The sequence below is a fragment of the Algibacter miyuki genome, assembly GCF_030409805.1.
Lineage (GTDB): Bacteria > Bacteroidota > Bacteroidia > Flavobacteriales > Flavobacteriaceae > Algibacter > Algibacter miyuki.
In genome coordinates this window covers 1,030,864-1,051,495 of sequence record NZ_JAUFQP010000007.1, presented here as the reverse complement: position 1 = coordinate 1,051,495, position 20,632 = coordinate 1,030,864, and the positions used below count along the sequence as shown (strand labels likewise).

12 protein-coding genes are annotated in these 20,632 nt (G+C 35.4%); 7 read left to right on the top strand and 5 right to left on the bottom strand.

The annotated features are described in order from the left end of the window. Nucleotides 1-2 precede the first annotated feature (2 nt). Both QWY92_RS07405 and QWY92_RS07400 read right to left on the bottom strand, forming a co-directional pair. A complete protein-coding gene (locus tag QWY92_RS07405) occupies nt 3-524 on the bottom strand; it encodes a hypothetical protein (RefSeq protein WP_290269837.1) in 522 nt (173 codons plus the stop codon). Between the two features lie 25 nt (nt 525-549). Next, the gene (locus QWY92_RS07400; RefSeq protein ID WP_290269834.1) at nt 550-1,851 is read right to left on the bottom strand and encodes a hypothetical protein; all 1,302 of its coding nucleotides are present in this window, start codon (nt 1,849-1,851) and stop codon (nt 550-552) included. A 188-nt stretch (nt 1,852-2,039) separates the two neighbouring features. On the opposite strand from QWY92_RS07400, the gene QWY92_RS07395 reads away from it, so the two are divergent. Then, nucleotides 2,040-4,085: a tetratricopeptide repeat-containing sensor histidine kinase gene (locus tag QWY92_RS07395; protein WP_290269832.1), complete on the top strand. Its 2,046-nt coding sequence runs from the start codon at nt 2,040-2,042 to the stop codon at nt 4,083-4,085. A 2-nt stretch (nt 4,086-4,087) separates the two neighbouring features. Further along, nucleotides 4,088-4,837: a LytR/AlgR family response regulator transcription factor gene (locus tag QWY92_RS07390; protein WP_290269830.1), complete on the top strand. Its 750-nt coding sequence runs from the start codon at nt 4,088-4,090 to the stop codon at nt 4,835-4,837. 75 nt (nt 4,838-4,912) lie between these two features. On the opposite strand, the gene QWY92_RS07385 is transcribed toward QWY92_RS07390, so the two are convergent. Together QWY92_RS07385 and gltB are read right to left on the bottom strand one after the other, a co-directional pair. Further along, nucleotides 4,913-6,376 carry a glutamate synthase subunit beta gene (locus tag QWY92_RS07385; RefSeq protein WP_290269828.1) on the bottom strand — a complete coding sequence of 488 codons (1,464 nt, stop codon included), beginning with the start codon at nt 6,374-6,376 and terminating at the stop codon, nt 4,913-4,915. A gap of 3 nt (nt 6,377-6,379) precedes the next feature. Next, nucleotides 6,380-10,894, bottom strand: a complete 4,515-nt coding sequence (gene gltB / locus QWY92_RS07380; protein ID WP_290269827.1) for a glutamate synthase large subunit — start codon at nt 10,892-10,894, stop codon at nt 6,380-6,382. A 452-nt stretch (nt 10,895-11,346) separates the two neighbouring features. On the opposite strand from gltB, the gene QWY92_RS07375 reads away from it, so the two are divergent. From QWY92_RS07375 to QWY92_RS07360, 4 genes are all read left to right on the top strand, one after another. Continuing rightward, nucleotides 11,347-12,327: an outer membrane beta-barrel protein gene (locus QWY92_RS07375; protein WP_290269825.1), complete on the top strand. Its 981-nt coding sequence runs from the start codon at nt 11,347-11,349 to the stop codon at nt 12,325-12,327. A gap of 80 nt (nt 12,328-12,407) precedes the next feature. After that, nucleotides 12,408-13,697 (top strand): ammonium transporter, encoded by a 1,290-nt coding sequence (locus tag QWY92_RS07370; protein ID WP_290270016.1) that lies wholly within the window; start codon nt 12,408-12,410, stop codon nt 13,695-13,697. Between the two features lie 155 nt (nt 13,698-13,852). Continuing rightward, entirely contained in the window at nt 13,853-14,191 is a 339-nt protein-coding gene (locus QWY92_RS07365) for a P-II family nitrogen regulator (RefSeq protein WP_290269824.1), read from the top strand. A gap of 20 nt (nt 14,192-14,211) precedes the next feature. Continuing rightward, nucleotides 14,212-15,444 carry an ammonium transporter gene (locus QWY92_RS07360; protein WP_290269821.1) on the top strand — a complete coding sequence of 411 codons (1,233 nt, stop codon included), beginning with the start codon at nt 14,212-14,214 and terminating at the stop codon, nt 15,442-15,444. A 362-nt stretch (nt 15,445-15,806) separates the two neighbouring features. Here QWY92_RS07360 and QWY92_RS07355 read toward each other — a convergent pair whose 3' ends face one another. Then, entirely contained in the window at nt 15,807-18,395 is a 2,589-nt protein-coding gene (locus QWY92_RS07355) for a phosphoenolpyruvate carboxylase (protein ID WP_290269819.1), read from the bottom strand. A 311-nt stretch (nt 18,396-18,706) separates the two neighbouring features. Between QWY92_RS07355 and QWY92_RS07350 the strand changes: the two genes are divergently transcribed. Next, nucleotides 18,707-20,515 carry a hypothetical protein gene (locus QWY92_RS07350; RefSeq protein WP_290269817.1) on the top strand — a complete coding sequence of 603 codons (1,809 nt, stop codon included), beginning with the start codon at nt 18,707-18,709 and terminating at the stop codon, nt 20,513-20,515. Nucleotides 20,516-20,632: the final 117 nt, after the last annotated feature.

The window sequence follows — 20,632 nt, the reverse complement described above, 5'->3', positions numbered from 1 at the left end:
TTTTAAAATCCAGAGGCTAATCCTCTAATAATCTCTTTACTCTCTAAACGTTTTCTTAACTGATCAACTTGCACGTTTACAATAACGCCTATTTTATATTCACGCTTACTAATTTTTAAACGATCGCCAGCTGCAATGCTCCCATCGGTTGCCGCCGAAACGTATTTCAAATACTCGCCACCATCGGCAAAAAAGCTATCGAAAAACTCTTGAAACTTCCCTTCGGTTTCTGCATCTTTTACTAAAGGACTAAAAGATGTGCATCCTTGTCCGCCACCTGCATAACCTTTAAAAATAATGCCATGAACTGCATTTTTCATAGATCGGGAAATAGCGTGTTTTGGGTTTTTAGAGTACGACCATACTTTTACCAATTTGGAGCCTAATTTGGCTATACCTTGACATTCTAAATCATAGCGCCAAATTCGAGTATCTTCATTCGCCTTGTTTTTCTTCCATTGGGCACTTGCGGTAGTTCCCACAAATAACAGTATAACGAGTACTAGAGTGTTTTTAAATTTCATATTAGTAAGGATATTAAAAGGGTAATTAATTTATTTGTCTGATAAGCATACCAGCATAATATTTATTTTTTGGGCCGCTAAAAGTGGTGTATTCTAATTCCGAAGTATGTTCTTCATTAGCATTGTATCGATTATCCCAAATAAGATCTTTTTCAACTTTTATTACGCCCAAGCGTTTGTATTCTGTAGTGCCTTCATCTGTAAGAATCTGTTCTAGTACTTCGTATTTATCTCCTTTTTCTAAGTTTTCTTTTAAACCAATTTTGGCCGCTAATGGATCGGAACTTATTAAAGGCGTTTTGGTTCTAAACACTTCAAACTCGCGTTGCAGTTTAGAAATTACATTATCAATAGCTCTTACGGTAGCCACACTAATTAAATCGACATTACTTTTTTGCGAATATGAAGAACTTTGTATATCGGCCCAAGACGTTTCTGTGCCTATATATTCTAATTTAAAAACATCTGTTTCGTTAAACGCTTTTATCTTTAATGGATCTAATTCGGAATCATCTGTCCAAAAACTATTATAAAAAACATTAGCAACCTCATCATTCCAAACCAATTTATACAAGTGGGCTTTTGTTTTAATAACGTAGCCTTTTCCTGCAATTTCAGCACCTTTAGACGTTAATGTCGCAGTGGTAGCCAAACTACTCTTACCTAATACCGAAGCAACTTTGGTAACGCCACTTAAAATACCTTTTGCTACAGCCGCCACCTCTTCTTTATTAGTGTATTTAAAATCGTTAACAATAACAAAAGTGTTTTTAATAAGTTCTTCACCAGCATCGGCAAGGAGCGCTGTGCCACGTTCGGTACTATTTGCTATTTTAACATCTAAATCGGAAGCATTATAAAAGCCACGTTCGGCAATTAAATCCATATTAAAACCTCCATTTTCACTTCTATTAAACCATTTTGAAACTAAAGATTTCGCTATATGGTTTCCGTTTAAATAATTTAAAATAGCTAAATGTTGATTTCTTTTATCGGTCCCCGTATCGTCTGTATTAGATTTTTTAGAAAATTTAGACATCAATCCTTTTTTCTTAGACGCTTCTACTTCCGGAGCATCATAAACAAAATTAGGATCTGTTTTAGAAACCAGTCGAGCCTTTACAAGGTGATTGTTAAATTTATCAATAACAGGAGCATCAATAAAAATACTTTGGATGGTATCGCTGTATTCCTGGTCGGGGTTACTCACCATAAAAGTATGCAACGAACTTCGTTTATACTTAATATCGCCGATGGTATTTTGCGCGAACGTAAAAAAACAACATAGCAGAATTGGTGAAAGCACTAAAGGTCTTAGATTTTTCATTTTAGAGGGATTGGATTATTAATAGCAGGTTAAAAATACTCGTATTTTGAGGGTTGCACTAGTCTAAATTATTATTCGTTGACTTTCACTTATTATCTGTAAACAATTTATTTACAAATAGATACAGTAAATTCTTTCGTAATTTGTATTTTAGTCGCAGCTATTAACCGGTAAACTTTTAATTCTTAATGAAGAAAAGTCTACACTATTTTGTGTTTTTTATTTGTATGAATTTATATACGCAGCAGCGTACTATCGATTCATTAGAAACCTTGCTATTAACAACTAATAAGCAACAGGACAGCCTACGTTTAAACGTTTTAATAGAATTGGGTTACAACTACTATTTATCCAATCCAGATAAAGGCCTAAAGGTTTTAGATGAAGCTATACAGATTGCAAAAACAGGAAACAACCAACAACACCTCGCGCGGTCATATCAATATAAAGGTCATAATTATTCTAGTAAAGGAGAAGACTCGTTAGCCTTGGCTATGTATGATAAAGCCATTGCCATTTATGATAAAACCAACGATAAAGGTCGAAAAGCCAGAGCCATATACAACAAAGGTCTCGTTTATTTTAGTCAAGCCGATTACCAACAAGCCAATGCCAAAAACACCGAAGCATATTTAGTATTTAAAGCTGAAAAAGATAGTGTACTCATGGCAAAAATGCTCAACAGCATTGGTTTAAACCACATGTATTTAACTGATTACCCAGCCGCGCTATCCACTTATTTCGAAGCCTTAACACTTCATGAAAAATTAAAAGATACCACAAGCCTAGATTATGCGGCAATTAACGGCAGCATCGGTATGCTTTATACCCGATTAGAAAAATTCACTAAAGCCATTACTTTTCACAACAAAGCCGTAAACATTTATAAAATAAAAGATTACAAATACGGATTAGCGAACAGTTTAAATAATATAGGCACAGCTTACGATTATTTAAAACAGCCCAAAAATGCTATAGCCAATTACAATAAAGCTTTTAACATCATGCAGGATATAAACAACCCATCAGGCATGGCAAGTGCCATTACCAATATCGGGATGGCTTATATTACGTTAAAAGATTACAATAAGGCTCTAGAACACTTCAAACAATCTAAACCCATTTACGAATCTTTGAATAACCACACCAATTTGGCTATTGTGCATGACAATATGGGTGTTTGCTACTCTAATTTGAATAATAATTTAACTGAAGCCAAACAGCATTTTAAAACCTCTTTAGCTTATGCTGAAGAAGCAAACAGCTTGAATTTACAAGTAAATGCTTTAGAGAGCTTAACTAAAACCAACTATAAACTCGGCAATTACAAACAGGCTTATCACTTTATGGACGAAGCCATTATTTTAAAAGATAGTTTTTATTCGATTGAAAAGAAAGAAGAACTAGCTCGAGTGGAGGAACAGTATAAGCACCAAAACGAAAAAACCAAACTCGAAAGTAATTTTGAGCGCGAAAGGCTTTTAGCAAAAGAAGAATTAGACCGCCAAAAACACATGCGCAATCTCACTATTTTTGGCGGCGGAAGTTTATTTTTACTCATAATAACAGGCATGTTTTTTTATAGGAAAAAGCAAGAGTCCGATTTTAATTTAAAAGTAGCTGATACCGAACTCAAAGCCTTGCGAGCGCAAATGGATCCGCATTTTTTATTCAATGCACTAAATTCTATTAATAGTTATATTCTAAAAAACGACACTGAATCGGCAACCAATTACCTCACTAAATTCGCACGATTAATTCGAAAAACACTTGAAAGTTCCACCGAAAAAGAAGTCCTTCTAAAAGATGATATCGAGGTTTTAAAAAACTATCTAGATATTGAACAAAAGCGCCTCAATCATAATTTCACCTATAGTATTGAAGTCAACGATGACATAGACCCTAGCAACACCCTAATTCCACCGTTAATTCTACAACCCTTTTTAGAGAATAGCATTTGGCATGGTATTGCTCAAATGAAAAACTCCGGACATATTAAACTTCAATTTAAAAAAGAAAATAACCTTTTATTTTGTACTGTAGACGATAATGGTGTTGGCAGAAACTTAAATGAAACGAAACATACAGAAAACAAATCTATTGGAATTAACCTTACTAAAAACAGAATTGATATTCTCAATACCCAAAAGAAAACCAAAGGAAGCATGACCATAATAGACAAACCACAAGGCGTGCGGGTAGAAGTAAAACTCCCTTTAATATTTGCATTTTAAGTATGATTAAAACCATTATTATAGACGACGAACAACATTGCATTGATGCTATTTTAAAATTAAGCAGTAACTATCCTGATGTATTCGATATTACAGGAACCTTTAATAGTGTTGAAGCAGGTTTGGAAGCCGTAAAAACACATCAGCCCGACTTAGTATTTCTCGATATTAAAATTAAAAATCAAACCGGGTTCGATTTTTTAAAACAGCTTACAAACATTAATTTCAACGTGGTATTTACCACCGCTTTTGAAACTTATGCTGTCGAAGCATTCCGCTTTAGTGCATTAGATTACTTACTGAAACCTATAGATAAAGACGATTTTCATGAAACTGTTTTAAAACTTAAAAATGTAGTTGAAACATCGATACTGAAAAACAAAATAGACGTACTACTTCACAATTTAAAAGTTGAAAATGCTTTAAAACGCATTAGTATTGCCACATCTGACGGTTATGTATTTGTTGAAGTTTCAGATATTTATTATTGTCAGGCCGACATTAACTACACTCATATTTACACTAAATCGGGCGATAAGATTACCACTTCGAAAACCTTAAAAATATTTGAAAAGCTATTACTTAACAATCACTTTTTCAGAATACATAATTCTTACCTCGTCAATCTGTTTTACGTTACAAAATACACCAAAGGCAAAGGTGGTTATGTTACCATGAAAGATAAAACCAATATTGACGTTTCCATTAGAAGAAAAGATGCTTTTATGAAGAAGTTTATACGCTTGTCTTAATTCTAAAAAACTATTAAAACAAAAAAATGCGAACCAAACGGTCCGCATTTTTTAAAATTATAATTTATTTCAATATTACATAGCTACTAAATCGCCAGTAACATCTTTGGTTGGTAAATTAGATTTACCCATTAAATAAATATCTACTTGTCTGGCAGCCTCACGACCTTCAGAAATAGCCCATACAATTAATGATTGTCCGCGACGCATATCACCGGCAGCAAAAATATTTGGTACGTTAGTTTGGTATTTACCGTATTCTGCTTTGTAATTAGAACGGGCATCTTTTTTAATACCTAACTTATCAGCTAATGTACTTTCTGGACCTGTAAAACCTAAAGCTAATAATGCTAAATCACAAGGCCACGTTTTTTCGGTACCTGCAATTTCAATAAGTTGTGGACGTTCACCAGGAACCATTTTCCATTCCACATTTACTGTTTTTAAAGCGATTAATTTACCTGCTTCATCCTTTACAAATTCCTTCGTATTAATTAACCAGTTACGTTCCACTCCTTCCTCGTGAGAAGATGATGTTTTTAACTGTAATGGCCAAAAAGGCCATGGCGTTGTTGGCGAACGGTGTCCTGGAGGTTTCGGCATAATTTCAAAATTAACTACCGATGTTGCTCCATGACGGTTAGATGTTCCAACACAATCCGATCCTGTATCACCACCACCAATAACAATGACGTTTTTGTCGGTTGCTAATACTTGATCTTTAACTTCTTTACCTAACACCACTTTAGTTTGTTGTGTTAAGAAATCCATAGCTTGTACTACACCATCTGCATCAGCACCAGGTGTTGGTAAAGCTCTTCTTTCGGTTGCTCCACCACATAATACTACAGAGTCAAATGCTTTTAAATCTTCAACATCATAGTTTACACCAACGTTAACATTGGTTTTAAACGTAATACCTTCAGCTTCTAATATTTTTACACGACGATCGATAATTCCTTTTTCCATTTTGAAGTTAGGAATTCCGTAGCGTAATAACCCACCAACCTCATCGTCACGTTCAAAAACAGTAACGGTGTGTCCGGCTCTATTTAATTGTTGAGCAGCCGCTAATCCAGCAGGACCAGAACCTACAACAGCAACAGATTTCCCTGTTCTTGTTTTTGGTGGTTGTGGTTTTATCCAACCTTCTTTAAAGGCGCGTTCTACAATATTTTTTTCAATATTTTCAATAGCCACGGGATCTTCAATAATACCTAATACACACGATTTTTCGCAAGGTGCAGGACATAAACGCCCTGTAAACTCAGGAAAATTGTTAGTTGAGTGCAATAACCAAGAGGCTTTTTGCCACTCACCTTGGTGTACCATATGATTGAAATCTGGTATTAAATTACCTAGTGGACATCCACTATGGCAAAAAGGAATACCACAATCCATACAACGAGATCCTTGTTTGGTAATCTCTTCTTCTTTTAATGGAACCGTAAATTCTTTATAATCCTTAACACGATCTGCTACGGGCGTGTAAGTTTCATCTTGTCTTTCAAATTCTTTAAATCCTGTTACTTTTCCCATTGCCTATCCTATTGTTAATTCTTCTACCATTGGTTCTTCAGTCGCTAAGCGTATTAAAGCGCTTTTGTATTCTGTTGGCATAACGCGAACAAAATTATTTAAGCTTGTATCCCAATCGGCCAATAATGTTTTACCTAAATTACTTTCGGTATATAATACATGCTTTTCAATTGTTGCTTTTAAATCGGCTGCATCTTCTGTTGTAATATCTTCAAACTCGATCGTTTCAGTATTACAAAGTCCGTTTACAAATTTGTTATCCGGATCGTAAACATAAGCAATACCACCACTCATACCAGCTGCAAAGTTTCTTCCTGTAGATCCAAGAACAACAACTTTACCACCTGTCATGTATTCACAACAGTGATCTCCTACACCTTCAACAACCGTAGTTGCTCCAGAGTTTCTTACTGCAAAACGTTCTCCTGCAATACCGTTTATGTATGCTTCACCTTGTACGGCTCCAAATAAACAAACGTTACCAACTATAATGTTGTTTTCTGCTAAGAAGTCTGCTTTGGCAGGTTTCTTCACGATTAATTTAGCTCCAGATAAACCTTTACCTAAATAATCGTTCGTATTTCCATCGACCATAAACGTTAAACCATGAGCTCCAAAAGCACCAAAACTTTGTCCGGCAGAACCTGTAAACTTAATGTTTAAAGTGTCTTCTGGTAAACCAAGGTGTCCGTAAATTTTAGAAATTTCGTTACTTACAATGGCTCCAACCGAACGGTCTGTGTTTTTTATTGGGTATGATAAGTTCATTTTTTCTTTTCTGTAAAGTGCGCGATGCGAATCTTTAAGAATTCTGAAATCAATAACATTATCTAAATTGTGATCTTGTTGCTCGGTATTTTTAACAGACATATGCTTGTATGCTTCTGGTCTGTGTAAAATAGCCGATAAGTCTAAACCTTTTGCTTTATAGTGGTTTATAGCTTTGTTTGAATTGATTTTGTGCGTTTGCCCAACCATTTCACCTAAAGTTCTAAAACCTAATTGCGCCATAATACCTCTCAATTCTTCAGCTATATAGAAGAAGAAGTTAATAACGTGTTCTGGTGTGCCTTTAAAGTTTTTACGTAACTCTTTATCTTGAGTTGCGATACCAACAGGGCATGTATTTAAATGACACTTACGCATCATGATACATCCAGAAGCTACTAATGGTGCCGTTGCAAATCCGAATTCTTCAGCTCCTAATAAAGCTGCAATTGCAACATCACGACCAGTTTTTAATTGGCCATCACATTCTACAACAATACGGCTTCTAAGGTTATTTAAAACTAGTGTTTGTTGTGCTTCGGCTAAACCAAGTTCCCAAGGTAAACCCGCGTGTTTTAAAGAGGTAAGAGGAGATGCTCCTGTTCCTCCATCATAACCAGAAATAAGAACTACATCTGCTTTTGCTTTAGAAACACCAGCCGCAATAGTACCTACACCAACTTCTGAAACTAATTTCACATTGATTCTTGCTTCACGGTTTGCATTTTTTAAATCGTAGATAAGCTGTGCTAAATCTTCAATAGAATAAATATCGTGATGTGGTGGTGGTGAAATTAAACCAACAAAAGGTGTTGAGTTTCTTGTTTCAGCAATCCAAGGCAATACTTTATGTCCTGGTAATTGTCCGCCTTCTCCAGGTTTTGCACCTTGAGCCATTTTTATTTGAATTTCCTTCGCACTTGTTAAATAATGAGAAGTTACTCCAAAACGTCCAGAAGCCACCTGCTTAATTGCAGAGTTTCTGCTGTCGCCATTACTGTCTTTTTGGAAACGTCTACGATCTTCTCCACCTTCACCAGAATTAGATTTACCTCCAATACGGTTCATGGCAATCGCTAAGTTTTCATGCGCTTCACGAGAAATAGATCCGTAAGACATAGCACCTGTTTTGAATCGTTTAACGATTTCTGTCCATGGTTCTACTTCATCTAAAGGAATAGGATCTAAGTTATCGAATTCAAATAAACCACGAATGGTCATTAAGTTTTCCGACTGCTCGTTTATTGCTTTTGCATAAACATCATAACTAGCCTGGTCGCTTAAACGAACGGCTTGCTGAAGTTTAGCAACTGTTGTTGGGTTGAATAAGTGACGTTCACCATTTCTTCTCCAACGATAATCACCACCAATATTTAAACCTAAGTTTTTATCAATAGTATTATCTGGGTAGGCTTGTTTATAACGTTCGTTAATTTCTTTTTCAATTTCATATAAACCAATACCTTCAATTCTAGAAGCGGTGTATGGGAAATATTTTTCAACAAATTGAGAGTTGAAACCAACAATTTCGAAAATTTGAGAACCTCTATACGAGTGTAATGTTGAGATCCCGATTTTGTTCATTACTTTTAAAATACCTTTTCCAATCGCTTTGTTGAAATTATCAACGGCTTTTTGCTCGTCCATACCAGTAATGAAGCCTTCTTTAACTTGCATTCTAATAATTTCGTTCACCATATATGGGTTTACAGCAGATGCGCCATAACCAAATAAAGTAGCAAAATGATGTGGCTCACGTGGTTCTGCAGACTCGATAATAATATCGAAGTAAGAACGCTTACGTAAACGGTTTAATTGGTGGTTTACATAAGAACAAGCTAGCAAACAAGGTATTGGAGCAAATTCTTGATTTACACCTCTATCTGAAAGGATAATGATGTTTGTTTTGCGATCCAGTGCTTTTTCTATCTGTACTATAACGTCTTCCAAAGCATCTTCCAGACCGTTAAGTCCTTGATTTTTCGGATATAACATTTGAATCGTTTCAGCTTTAAAACCTTCAACTGAAATATTTCTTATTTTTTCTAAATCGGGATTAGAAATTACCGGATTTTGAATTTTAAGTTTTCTACACTGTCTATCGGTAATACTGAAAATGTTTCTGTCTTTACCTAAATTTAAACTGATATCTGTTACAATTTCTTCACGAATACCATCTAATGGTGGGTTGGTAACTTGCGCGAATAATTGTTTAAAGTAGTTTGAAATAAGTTGAGGTCTATCCGATAAAACCGCTAATGGTGTATCGATACCCATAGAACCTAAAGCTTCTTTACCAACAATAGCCATTGGTGTAATAACTTCTTGAATATCTTCAAACGTATAGTTGAATAAACGTTGTCTTGTTTTGATATCAATAGTTTCTATCGAACAGGTTTCGTTGTTATAAGGAACATCTTTTAAATGTAATCTTGTATTGTCTAACCATTCTTTATATGGTCTTTCTGAAACAATTTTACTTTTTATTTCTTCATCTTCGATAATACGACCTTTGTTCATGTCTACCAAGAACATTTTTCCTGGCTCTAAGCGTCCGTGTCTTTCAATATCTTCTGGAGCAATATCAACCACACCAATCTCTGATGACATGATTAATTTACCACTTTTAGTTATGGTATATCGAGAAGGTCTTAAACCATTTCTATCTAATAAAGCTCCAACATAATCGCCATCTGTAAAAGGCACAGAAGCAGGACCATCCCAAGGCTCCATGATACAAGCGTTGTACTCGTAAAAGGCTTTACGTTCTGCAGACATGGTGGTGTGTTTTTCCCATGCTTCAGGGATCATCATCATCATGATTTCTGGTAACGATCGGCCGGTGTGTGTTAATAATTCCACAACCATATCCATAGAAGCAGAATCCGATTTCCCCGGAAGGATAATTGGAAATAACTTATCTATTTGCGGTCCGAAAACATCAGATTTCATGATTTCTTCACGCACACGCATTCTACTTACATTACCACGAAGGGTGTTAATTTCACCATTCTGACACATGTATCTAAACGGTTGTGCTAACTCCCAAGTTGGCATAGTATTGGTTGAGAAACGTTGGTGAACCAGCGCTAAACGTGTTACTAAATCTATTTGTTGTAAATCGGTATAATATGGCCCAATATCTTCAGGCATAATAATACCTTTATATATTAATGTGCTTGTAGATAAACTTGGCACGTAAAAATAGTGGCTTTCAGAAATTTTAGACTGCCCAATAGTGTGTTCTGTAATTTTTCTTGCAGCATATAATTTCGCCTTAAAATCGGCATCCGTAATATCTTCTGTTTTACCAACGAATAATTGCTCAATATTTGGCTCCGATGCTAATGCAATAGGGCCTAATTGAGACGAGTCTACAGGCACTTCTCTCCATCCTAAAATAGAAAGTCCTTGTCCTTTAACTTCATTTTCGAAAGTTGTTTTACAAAACTTATATTGGTTTGACACCTTTGGCAAAAACACCATACCTACGGCATATTCTCTTTGCTCTGGTATACTAAAATCGCAAACGCGTTTAAAGTAGTCGTGAGGGATATCAATTAATAAACCAGCTCCATCACCAGTTTTTCCGTCGGCACTAACGCCACCACGGTGTTCTAACTTTACTAGAATTTCTAACGCATCGTGTATAATTTGATTTGTTTTCTCTCCCTTGAGATTACAAATAAAACCAGCGCCACAGTTTTCGTGTTCGAATTCCGGTAAATAAAGTCCTTGTTTCTTCAGCATAATCGTTTAAAAACTTGAGTTGAATCGTAAAGATATGTACTCCTATTTAATATACCATAATCGTAATTCATTATTTCGATTTTTTAGGCATAGCGAAGATTAAAATAGGTATATATCAATAATATCACCGTTTTTTAATAAATACTCAATTCCATTTTTTTAGTAATAATTAACGATATCTGATTTTATAGTAATGTTTGTGTGTTTTAATAGAAATAAAAGCATTGAATTTTATAAAATACTGACAATAATACAAACATCCTGTTTGATGATAAACCAATAAATAAAAAATAAAATCAAAATACCCCTAAAATTTTAGGGGTAAAATTGATTAATTGACAAAAGTCACCCTAAATACCCTTCAATTTTAGGGGGTAAGGATATTTTAACATAGTTTTGACATATTCTTAAGAGAAAACCAAAAAACTTATAACTTAAAAATGAAAACAATTATGAAAAAAATTATCACACTTTCAATGTTCTTTGCAGCATGTAGCCTATTTGCACAAGAAGAAAATAAATTATCTGTAAGCGGTAGCATTGATGCATATTACCAAACACACCTATCTGCTGCTGACAATTCAGGACAATCTTTTGGAACATCTTTCGCAGACAGAACAGGATTTGCTATTGGTATGGCTAACGCTATTATATCTTATGAAGGTGCAAAAACAGGAATGGTTGCTGATTTAGTATTTGGTCCAAGAGGTGTTGATGCTGCAGGTTCTGGTAGCGATCTTTATGTAAACCAATTATATGCTTACTGGAATGTATCAGAAAGTACTACATTAACAATGGGACGTTTCAATACTTACTTAGGTTACGAAGTTATTTCTCCAGTAGGAAACTTTAACTACAGTACATCTTACTTATTTTCTAGCGGACCTTTTTCTCACTTAGGTTTAAAAGCTGATTTTGCTTTATCTGAAGATTTTAGCTTAATGTTAGCCGTTATGAACGAAACTGATGTTTATGATAACATGACTGGTGATTACGCTTTAGGTGCTCAATTAGGATATGCTGGACAATACTTAAACTTCTACTACGCTGCTGTTGGTCTTGGTCTTGAAATTGACTATACAGGTGGATTTGATTTATCTGATTCTTTTTTCTTAGGACTTAATGCTGCCTATGCTGATAACGATGGCGAAGGATTTACAGGAGCTGCTTTATACCCACAAGTTGCTGTTTCTGATAGCTTCTCTTTAGGATTAAGAGGTGAGTATTTTGATTGGTTAAGTGATGCTAGCACAACCATTGATGATCAAGATGTTCTTGCACTTACATTAACAGGTAGCTACACTTTAGACAACTTAACTATTAAGCCTGAATTACGTTTAGACAGCAACAGTCAAGATGTATATATCGATAACGATGCTGCTGCTACTAAAAGCTTAGCTGCATTTACTTTAGCTGCTATTTATTCTTTCTAAGCTAAAAAAACAATACAAATCCCTGTTTTAAAGCAGGGATTTAATAATGCTATTATTAACCAACCAAAAAATATAATATGATGTCAATATTAAATTTACCTTTATTAATTCAAGATACCGCTGCTGTTGAGGGCGATATGGGAATGATGTGGATGCTAATTTCCGGTATTCTAGTATTCTTTATGCAAGCTGGTTTTTTCTTAGTTGAATCTGGAATGACAGACTCTAAGAATGCTGTAAACATTGCCATGAAAAACTTCCTTGATATTGCCGTAGGCTCTTTAGCTTTCTGGTTTATAGGATACTCTTTAATGTATGGTGCCGATCAAGGTGGTGGATTCTTCCACTGGGGAGGTTTCATATTCTCTCAAGGTGCTGCCGATTTATTCTTTCAAACTGTATTCGCTGCAACTACTGCAACTATTGTTTCTGGTGCTGTAGCCGGAAGAACAAAATATACAACTTATGCTATTTTTAGTATTGTTTTAACAGCTTTCATTTACCCTATCGCTGGTGGTTGGGAATGGAATGGTGGTTGGTTAAACAACACAGACGGAATTATGCCTGCTGAATTTATCGATTTTGCTGGATCATCTATTGTTCACTCTGTTGGTGGATGGGCTGCACTTATCGCTGCTTGGATGGTAGGTCCTAGAATTGGAAAATTCTTAGACGGAAAACCTGTTGAAATGCACGGACACAACCAAATGTACGCTACTTTAGGTGTATTTATTCTTTGGTTAGGATGGTTCGGTTTTAACGGTGGTTCTCAATTAGCTTGGGGTGGAGATGACTCTATTGCTGCTTCTCAAGTTATTTTAGTAACTAACTTAGCGGCTTCTGCTGGTGCTTTAGGTGGCTTACTATTAACATGGATTAAAAACGGAAAACCAAACTTAAGCATGACTTTAAACGGAGCACTTGCTGGTTTAGTTAGTATTACTGCTGGTTGTGGAAACATGAGCGAAGGTGGTGCTGTATTAGCTGGTCTTGTTGGTGGTATCCTTGTAGTATTCGCTATTGGTTTTGTTGAAAAAACATTAAAAATTGATGATGCTGTTGGTGCCATTTCTGTACACGGAGTTTGTGGTGCATGGGGAACTTTAGTTATCGGTCTTTGGGGTATTGATGGAGATACTGGTATCGGACTTCTTAACGGTGGAGGTGCTGCACAATTAGGCGCACAAGCTATTGGTGTTCTTGCATATGCTGCTTGGGCTATCGGATTATCTTTTATCGCTCTATATATCATGAAAAAAACCATTGGTTTAAGAGTAACAGAAAAAGAAGAAATTGCTGGTCTTGACTGGACAGAACATGGATCTATCGCTTACCATGGTAAGAGACAAAGAGAAATTGAAGAAGAATAAAAACAACCATTTACTATATATTATTAAAAAGATGCCTCAAAAAGGCATCTTTTTAAACGTTTATGATAATTCAAAAAAACCTTTTGAACTTCTCTTTTTATAGAATTCAAATAATTTTTATCTTAACAAACTAAACATATTTAAGAAATGACATTATGAAAAAAATTGAAGCCATTATTAGAAAATCCAAATATCGTGTTGTTAGAGACGCCTTACATGAAGTTGGCGTAAACTTTTTTTCTTACTGGGATGTAACCGGCCTAGGAAACGAACAAGAAGGACATGTTTATCGTGGTGTTAGCTACAGCACAAGCGATATACAACGCCGCTATCTTTCTATCGTTGTTAACGACGACTTTGCAGACATCACCATAAAAACACTTTTAGATTCCGCAGGAACAGGAGAAGTTGGCGATGGTAAAATATTTGTATCCGACGTACTAGAAACCTACCGAATAAGAACAGGAGAAAAAGGTGCTAGTACTTTAAAATAATAACTGAATAAACTAATAACATGGAATTACTTACAATTAATAACGTATGGATGATGATCTGTACAGCCCTAGTTTTCTTTATGCATACCGGATTTGCATTTTTAGAAATTGGACTAACCAGACAGAAAAACACATTAAACATACTTTTTAAAAACATTCTAATTATCACTATTGGCCTACTTTTATACTGTTTAGTAGGTTTCAACTTAATGTACCCAGGTTTCGCAGAAGATTCTGCTGGAATTTTTGGTTTTGCTGGCTTCGGATTAGAAGCTCCGTTAACCGCTGAAGGCGCTCTAGACCTAACCTACAACCAAGGTTACACGTATTGGACCGACTTTTTATTCCAAGGTATGTTTGCCGCAACCGCTGCAACTATTGTATCTGGAGCTGTTGCTGAACGTATGAAAATTGGAGCATTTATGATTTTTGTTATCATTTATGTTGGATTTGTTTACCCAATTGCTGGTTCATGGAAATGGGGTGGCGGATTTTTAGACCAATTAGGGTTTTACGATTTCGCAGGCTCTACCCTTGTACACTCTGTAGGTGGATGGGCAGCTGTTGTTGCCGTTTATTTATTAGGCCCACGTATTGGAAAATTTAAAAACGGAAAACCTCAAGCTATTCCAGGACACAACATTCCTTTAGCTACCGCAGGTGTTTTAATCCTTTGGTTAGGCTGGTTCGGATTTAATGGAGGCTCTGTACTTTCTGCCGATCCAGAATTAACATCTTTAACTTTAGTAACAACCTGTTTAGCTGCTGCCGCTGGTGGTGTTGCTGCTGCTCTTGGAACTTTTATACAACATAAAAACCTAGATTTAACCATGTTTTTAAATGGTATTTTAGGTGGTTTAGTAGGTATTACTGCTGGAGCTGATGTAATGACGCCAACAAGTGCCATTATTATTGGTATCGTTGCCGGTTTACTTATTGTTGTTGCCGTAAGCTTTGTTGATGCTTTAAAACTTGACGATCCGGTTGGTGCTATTGCAGTACATTTAATTTGTGGTATCTGGGGAACTTTAGCTGTTGGTATATTTTCAACAAATCCAGATCACACCTTTTTAATACAACTAGCAGGTGTAGCATGTTATGCTGTATTCTGCCTAGTAACCTCTTTCATTATTATATACACACTGAAAAAAGTGGTGGGTATTAGAGTTTCTGAAAGAGAAGAACTAGAAGGCTTAGATACCCATGAACACAGCATGGAAGCTTATCCTGATTTTAGATCTAACGATCACTAGAACATGACTATATAACTAACTACTATATATTTTTTGAATGAAAAAGGGTGTTTTACTTTATGTAGAACATCCTTTTTTTATGTGCCAAATTTAAACTTTCAAACAAATCTTTTTTATTCTGAAAACGAACACAAACAAAGACATATTAAAGATTAAAAAACCACAAACTACCTCAACACTATAGCTGCGATTATTGCGCAAGGGATAGCAACGGAAAGCCCACAGCCCGACGCAGGAGGTGCGCGGACTTGCAGTGTATAGCCCGACCCTTTTCGGGTTGCGCCCAAATAAAAACATTAGAACTTCTGATAAACAAAAAAAGCCCCCAAAATTGGAGGCTTTTTAAAATTATGAATACTAGTCTATGCTGAGTTTCTACTCGCATTTATGTTTCCGAATAGTGAACGTGTTACTATTTTTTCGAAAATCTTGATCTGCTCATCGTCGCGTACTTCTGCTTTTTCTAACTCTTGAATCTTTTTAAGCGCATATTGCTGTATGGTTAACAACGGCAACACGATAGATTCGCGAACTTGAATAGAAGCACGGCCAGATGGCTCGTTTTCCATAAGTTCCTTATAGCCAGTAAGCTTTAGTAAAAGGGCTTTTGTTGATGTATATTCCTCATGAATAATATCCCAAAAAGCACCGAACTCCTCATCTTTAGACATGTATTTTGTTAAATCGAAAAACGATTTTGTTAAAGACATCATACTGTTTTCCAACAGGGTTTTAAAGAATTTTGAATTATTATAAAGCGCTTCCACTTTATGAAATTCGCCACGATCTTCGTAAGCTTTTAATGCTTTACCAACACCGAAGAACCCAGGAACATTTTGTTTTAACTGACTCCAAGACCCCACGAATGGAATAGCTCTTAAGTCTGAAAAGACTAACTTATCTGAAGTTCCACGTTTTGATGGACGTGAACCAATATTGGTTTTAGCGTAGTATTTTAAAGTACTCATGCGTTCCAAATACGGAATAAACATTGGGTGACCTTTAAAATCTTTATAAGCCGTGTAACTTGTTTCGGCTAGATCGTTCATTACAATTTTATCTTCCTCACTCATCGCTTCGTTATCCTTACCAATACGGTTAGAAATACCAGAACTAATAAGTTGCTCCAAGTTATATTGCGAAGAATCTAAGGTTCCGAAATTAGAACTAATAGTTTGCCCTTGTATGGTTAATTGCACTTCTTTATCTTCAATAGTTGGCCCTAATGACGAGTAAAACTGATGTGTTTTTCCACCACCACGTGCAGGAGGTCCACCACGTCCGTCAAAGAAAATAGCCGTTATACCGTGTTTTCTAGACATTGCTGTTAAGCGTTCTTTTGCTTTAAAAATACCCCAGTTTGCCATTAAGTAACCACCATCTTTTGTTCCATCAGAAAACCCTAACATAATCGTTTGCTTATTGCCACGTTCTTCTAAATGCGCACGGTAAGTTGGGTTGCTATAAAGCTGCTCCATAACACCTGGTGCATTTTCTAAATCTGGAATGGTTTCAAAAAGCGGCGCTACATCTACAGTTAAATCATCTTTAAACGCTACTAATTTAAGCATCGCAAAAAGTTGCATCACATTTAAAGCGGTTTGGTTGTTACTAATAATGTAACGATTAGCCCCACGCTCGCCATTTGTTTTCTGAATTTTCTTGATGGCTTTAATGGTTTTAAGCGTATTGCTTACCATTTCATCTTCGAAAACATCGATATTAATTTTATCGCCGCTAACCTCCGATAGGATTTTAATTTGCTCCTCTTCACTTAAATCGTGATAGTTTTTCGGGAATGATGCGTGATTGTTTTCAATTAAATTATCGATAACTGTAGTAAACACATCGTGGTGAATACGACTATCTTGTCTAATATCTAAGCTTGCAAAATTGTAACCAAATAGGTGTACTTTGTTAATTAAACTGTTCACCTCCGTTACATATAACGATTGGTGCTCGGCTTCTATAACATCTCTAATACTTAATAATTCGTCTAAAAACTCTTTAGCCGTAATAGTACGTTCTGCTTTTAAATTAATGCTATAGTTATATAAAATAGTTTCAAGCTTAATAATACGCTCTTCAACCCCTTTAAACGTAAGCTTTCTTCTTAAGTTTTTAAGATCTTCATAGTACTTTTTAAGTACCGCTTGCTTTAACTTGTTAGCTACTTTTATAGTTGTATTTGGTTTTACAAACGGATTCCCATCACGATCTCCACCTGGCCAGAAACCGATGTTGATGATTTCGTTATGTTTTTTACCGTCGTCGTAAATATTTGTTTGAATGTAATTATAAATATCTCCAAAAGATTTATAAAACACATTTTCCAAGTACCAAATTAAGCTTTTAGCTTCGTGATATGGCGTTGGTTTTTCGCGTTTAAAGAATGGAGTTTTCCCTAATTGCGCAAACAAATCGTTAATACCATTTAGGTTATTTTCTTTTACAGCTTTAGATAAATCGGTAATAATACCTAAAACCGACCCTGGGTAAAACTGTGTTGGGTGCGCAGTTAAAACAATTCTAACTTTAAATTCTTCAAGATATTCGCGAAGTACTTCCAGTTGATTTTCCGAAGTTGCTTTTTCTTTTAAGTGTCTAAGCGTTCCAATACCATCCATATTATTTACAATAGGGAAAGCGGCATCTTCTATAGCATCAAACAAAACCACTTGGCGCTCTATATATTGGATAAAACGGAATAATAAGTTTATCTGACTTTCTTCTGATCGGCGGCCTTGGTATTTTTCAAAAAACGTATCCACAATAGTGGTTGGGTCGTCTCCTTTTGCAAATCCCTTTTCGCAAGTTTCATGAAACAGTGGTAACAATACCCCTGTTTTCGTGATTGTATCGAAAGGTAATGTCATAAAAATACTATTGTAAATTTGGTATTTTGACAACACACTCTGATTAAATCGTGTTAATTTTGGCTCTACTGACATGTTTCTTTTCTATTCTAAAATTAAAACATAAAAATACTAAAGCTAATCCTAAAGACAGCGGGCTATTTAAAGTTTTATCAATTTTTACCGTTTGTAGAATTCTTATTATGAATAATTAAAAAAAACAAGGGTAATGCCATATTGTTTACAATCCAAAACAAGCAAAAACCCCGTTTTTACTTTATAATTCGGCTTAAATTAAAATACTGCGGATTTTCTAATATTTTCAACTTCATTTTTTTCAAAGACATGACATAAGTCATTTTTAACTCGAAACCCAGGCTATACCTTTGTCCATTAATTAAATAAACATGACACACACACATTCTTTCCACATCCCAGTTATGGGCATTGGATTTACCATAGACACCCCTATAAAAGTAGCGCAATACGGTATCGACTCTGTAATTTCTTTAGTTGATGATATTTTACTCGAAAAATTACGTAAAATGTACAGCGAAAAATTCGAGTTGCCTTATCAAGAAATCACAGATAAAATTGAAGATTTTAGAGCGAAAAGAATCACATCTTACCTTAATTTAATGAGCGATGTAGCCACTGAAAAATTTGAAGATTTAAAACATGTTTCTGCCGAAAAAAGTGAAGCGCTTTTTAACTACATCAACTTGCTACCAAACGGCTCTAAATTGAAATCGGATTTTGAAGCCTTAACCGCAAAAGAATTAGATTTTTCTAAAATCAAAAATTGGGTTACCACCAATTTAACCATGGGTTCTATTGACGTTAACATTATGACGAAAGTAGACAAAGACAACTATAACAAAGACGAAAAACTCCCAACAAAATACAACGATGCTCATGCCGCTTTACGTGGTTATGCGAATAGTAAACTAAACTCTTCCGTAGTACTTTCTGCAGGAATGAATCCGAGGTTATACGCATACATGTCGGAATTTAATGATTTTTTTCCTGATGAAAACGGCCAATTCAAAAAACGTATTATCCTGAAGGTAAGCGATTATAGATCCGCCTTAATACAAGGAAAGTTTTTAGCTAAAAAAGGCCTTTGGGTTTCCGAGTACAGAATAGAATCGGGCTTAAATTGTGGAGGGCATGCTTTTGCTACAGACGGTTACTTATTAGGACCTGTTTTAGCCGAATTTAAAGAAAATCGCAACGCTTTACACGACGCGATTTACGGCGTTTTACAACAAGAACTTTTAAACCAAAACAAAACGATACCTACTAACGGGTTAACTTTTAAAATCACAGCACAAGGCGGTGTTGGAACCGATGAAGAACACGCCTTTTTAACCAATGAGTACAACCTCGACTCTGTAGGTTGGGGCAGTCCGTTTTTACTCGTTCCAGAAGCCACTACGGTCGATAAGACCACTTTAAATCAACTCGCTAAAGCGGAAGAAAAAGACTTGTATTTAAGTGATATTTCTCCTTTAGGCGTACCATTTAACAACCTTAGAAACAACACTAAAGATGCCGAAAAACAAAGACTGATAGATAAAGGACGCCCTGGAAGTTCTTGTCCAAAGAAATTTGTTGCCATGAACAAAGAGTTTAAAGAAACTGGCGTTTGTACAGCTTCTAGAGAATATCAGCATTTTAAAATTAAAGCATTAAAAGCCGAAGATTTAGCTCCCGAAGACTATCAAAACAAATACAATAAAATTATTGAAAAATCCTGTACTTGCGTAGGCTTAGGCACTTCTGCCCTATTGGCTTACAATTTAGAAACTAAGGTTGAAGGCACCGGCGTTTCCATTTGCCCAGGACCGAATATGGCCTATTTTTCAAAAGAAATGAGCCTTAAAAACATGACCGATCATATTTATGGTCGTGACAATATGGTTTCCAGATCAGATCGCCCGAATCTATTCATCAAAGAACTACAGATTTACATCGATTTCCTAAAAAACAAGCTCAATGAAGCCCGTTCATCTTTCACCAAAAAAGACGAAAAATATTTATCGAATTTCACCAAAAATATGACCGCGGGCGTATTATACTATCAAAATCTTTTTAACAACAGCAAACTCGCTTTTTTAGACATTAAAGCATCCGTTTTAAACACACTTAACGAAAGCGAGCTCACTTTAAACGAAATTCAATTAGAAATAGCACAATTATCCAATAAAGCATAGACTTTAAAACGTTCTATTTCATTTTAAGCATAAGTAGCATTCTTGTTTTGTTATTTTTTTAAGTAATTACTTAATAATAATTTAATGATTTAATAAAAAGAATGCTGCTTTTTTATT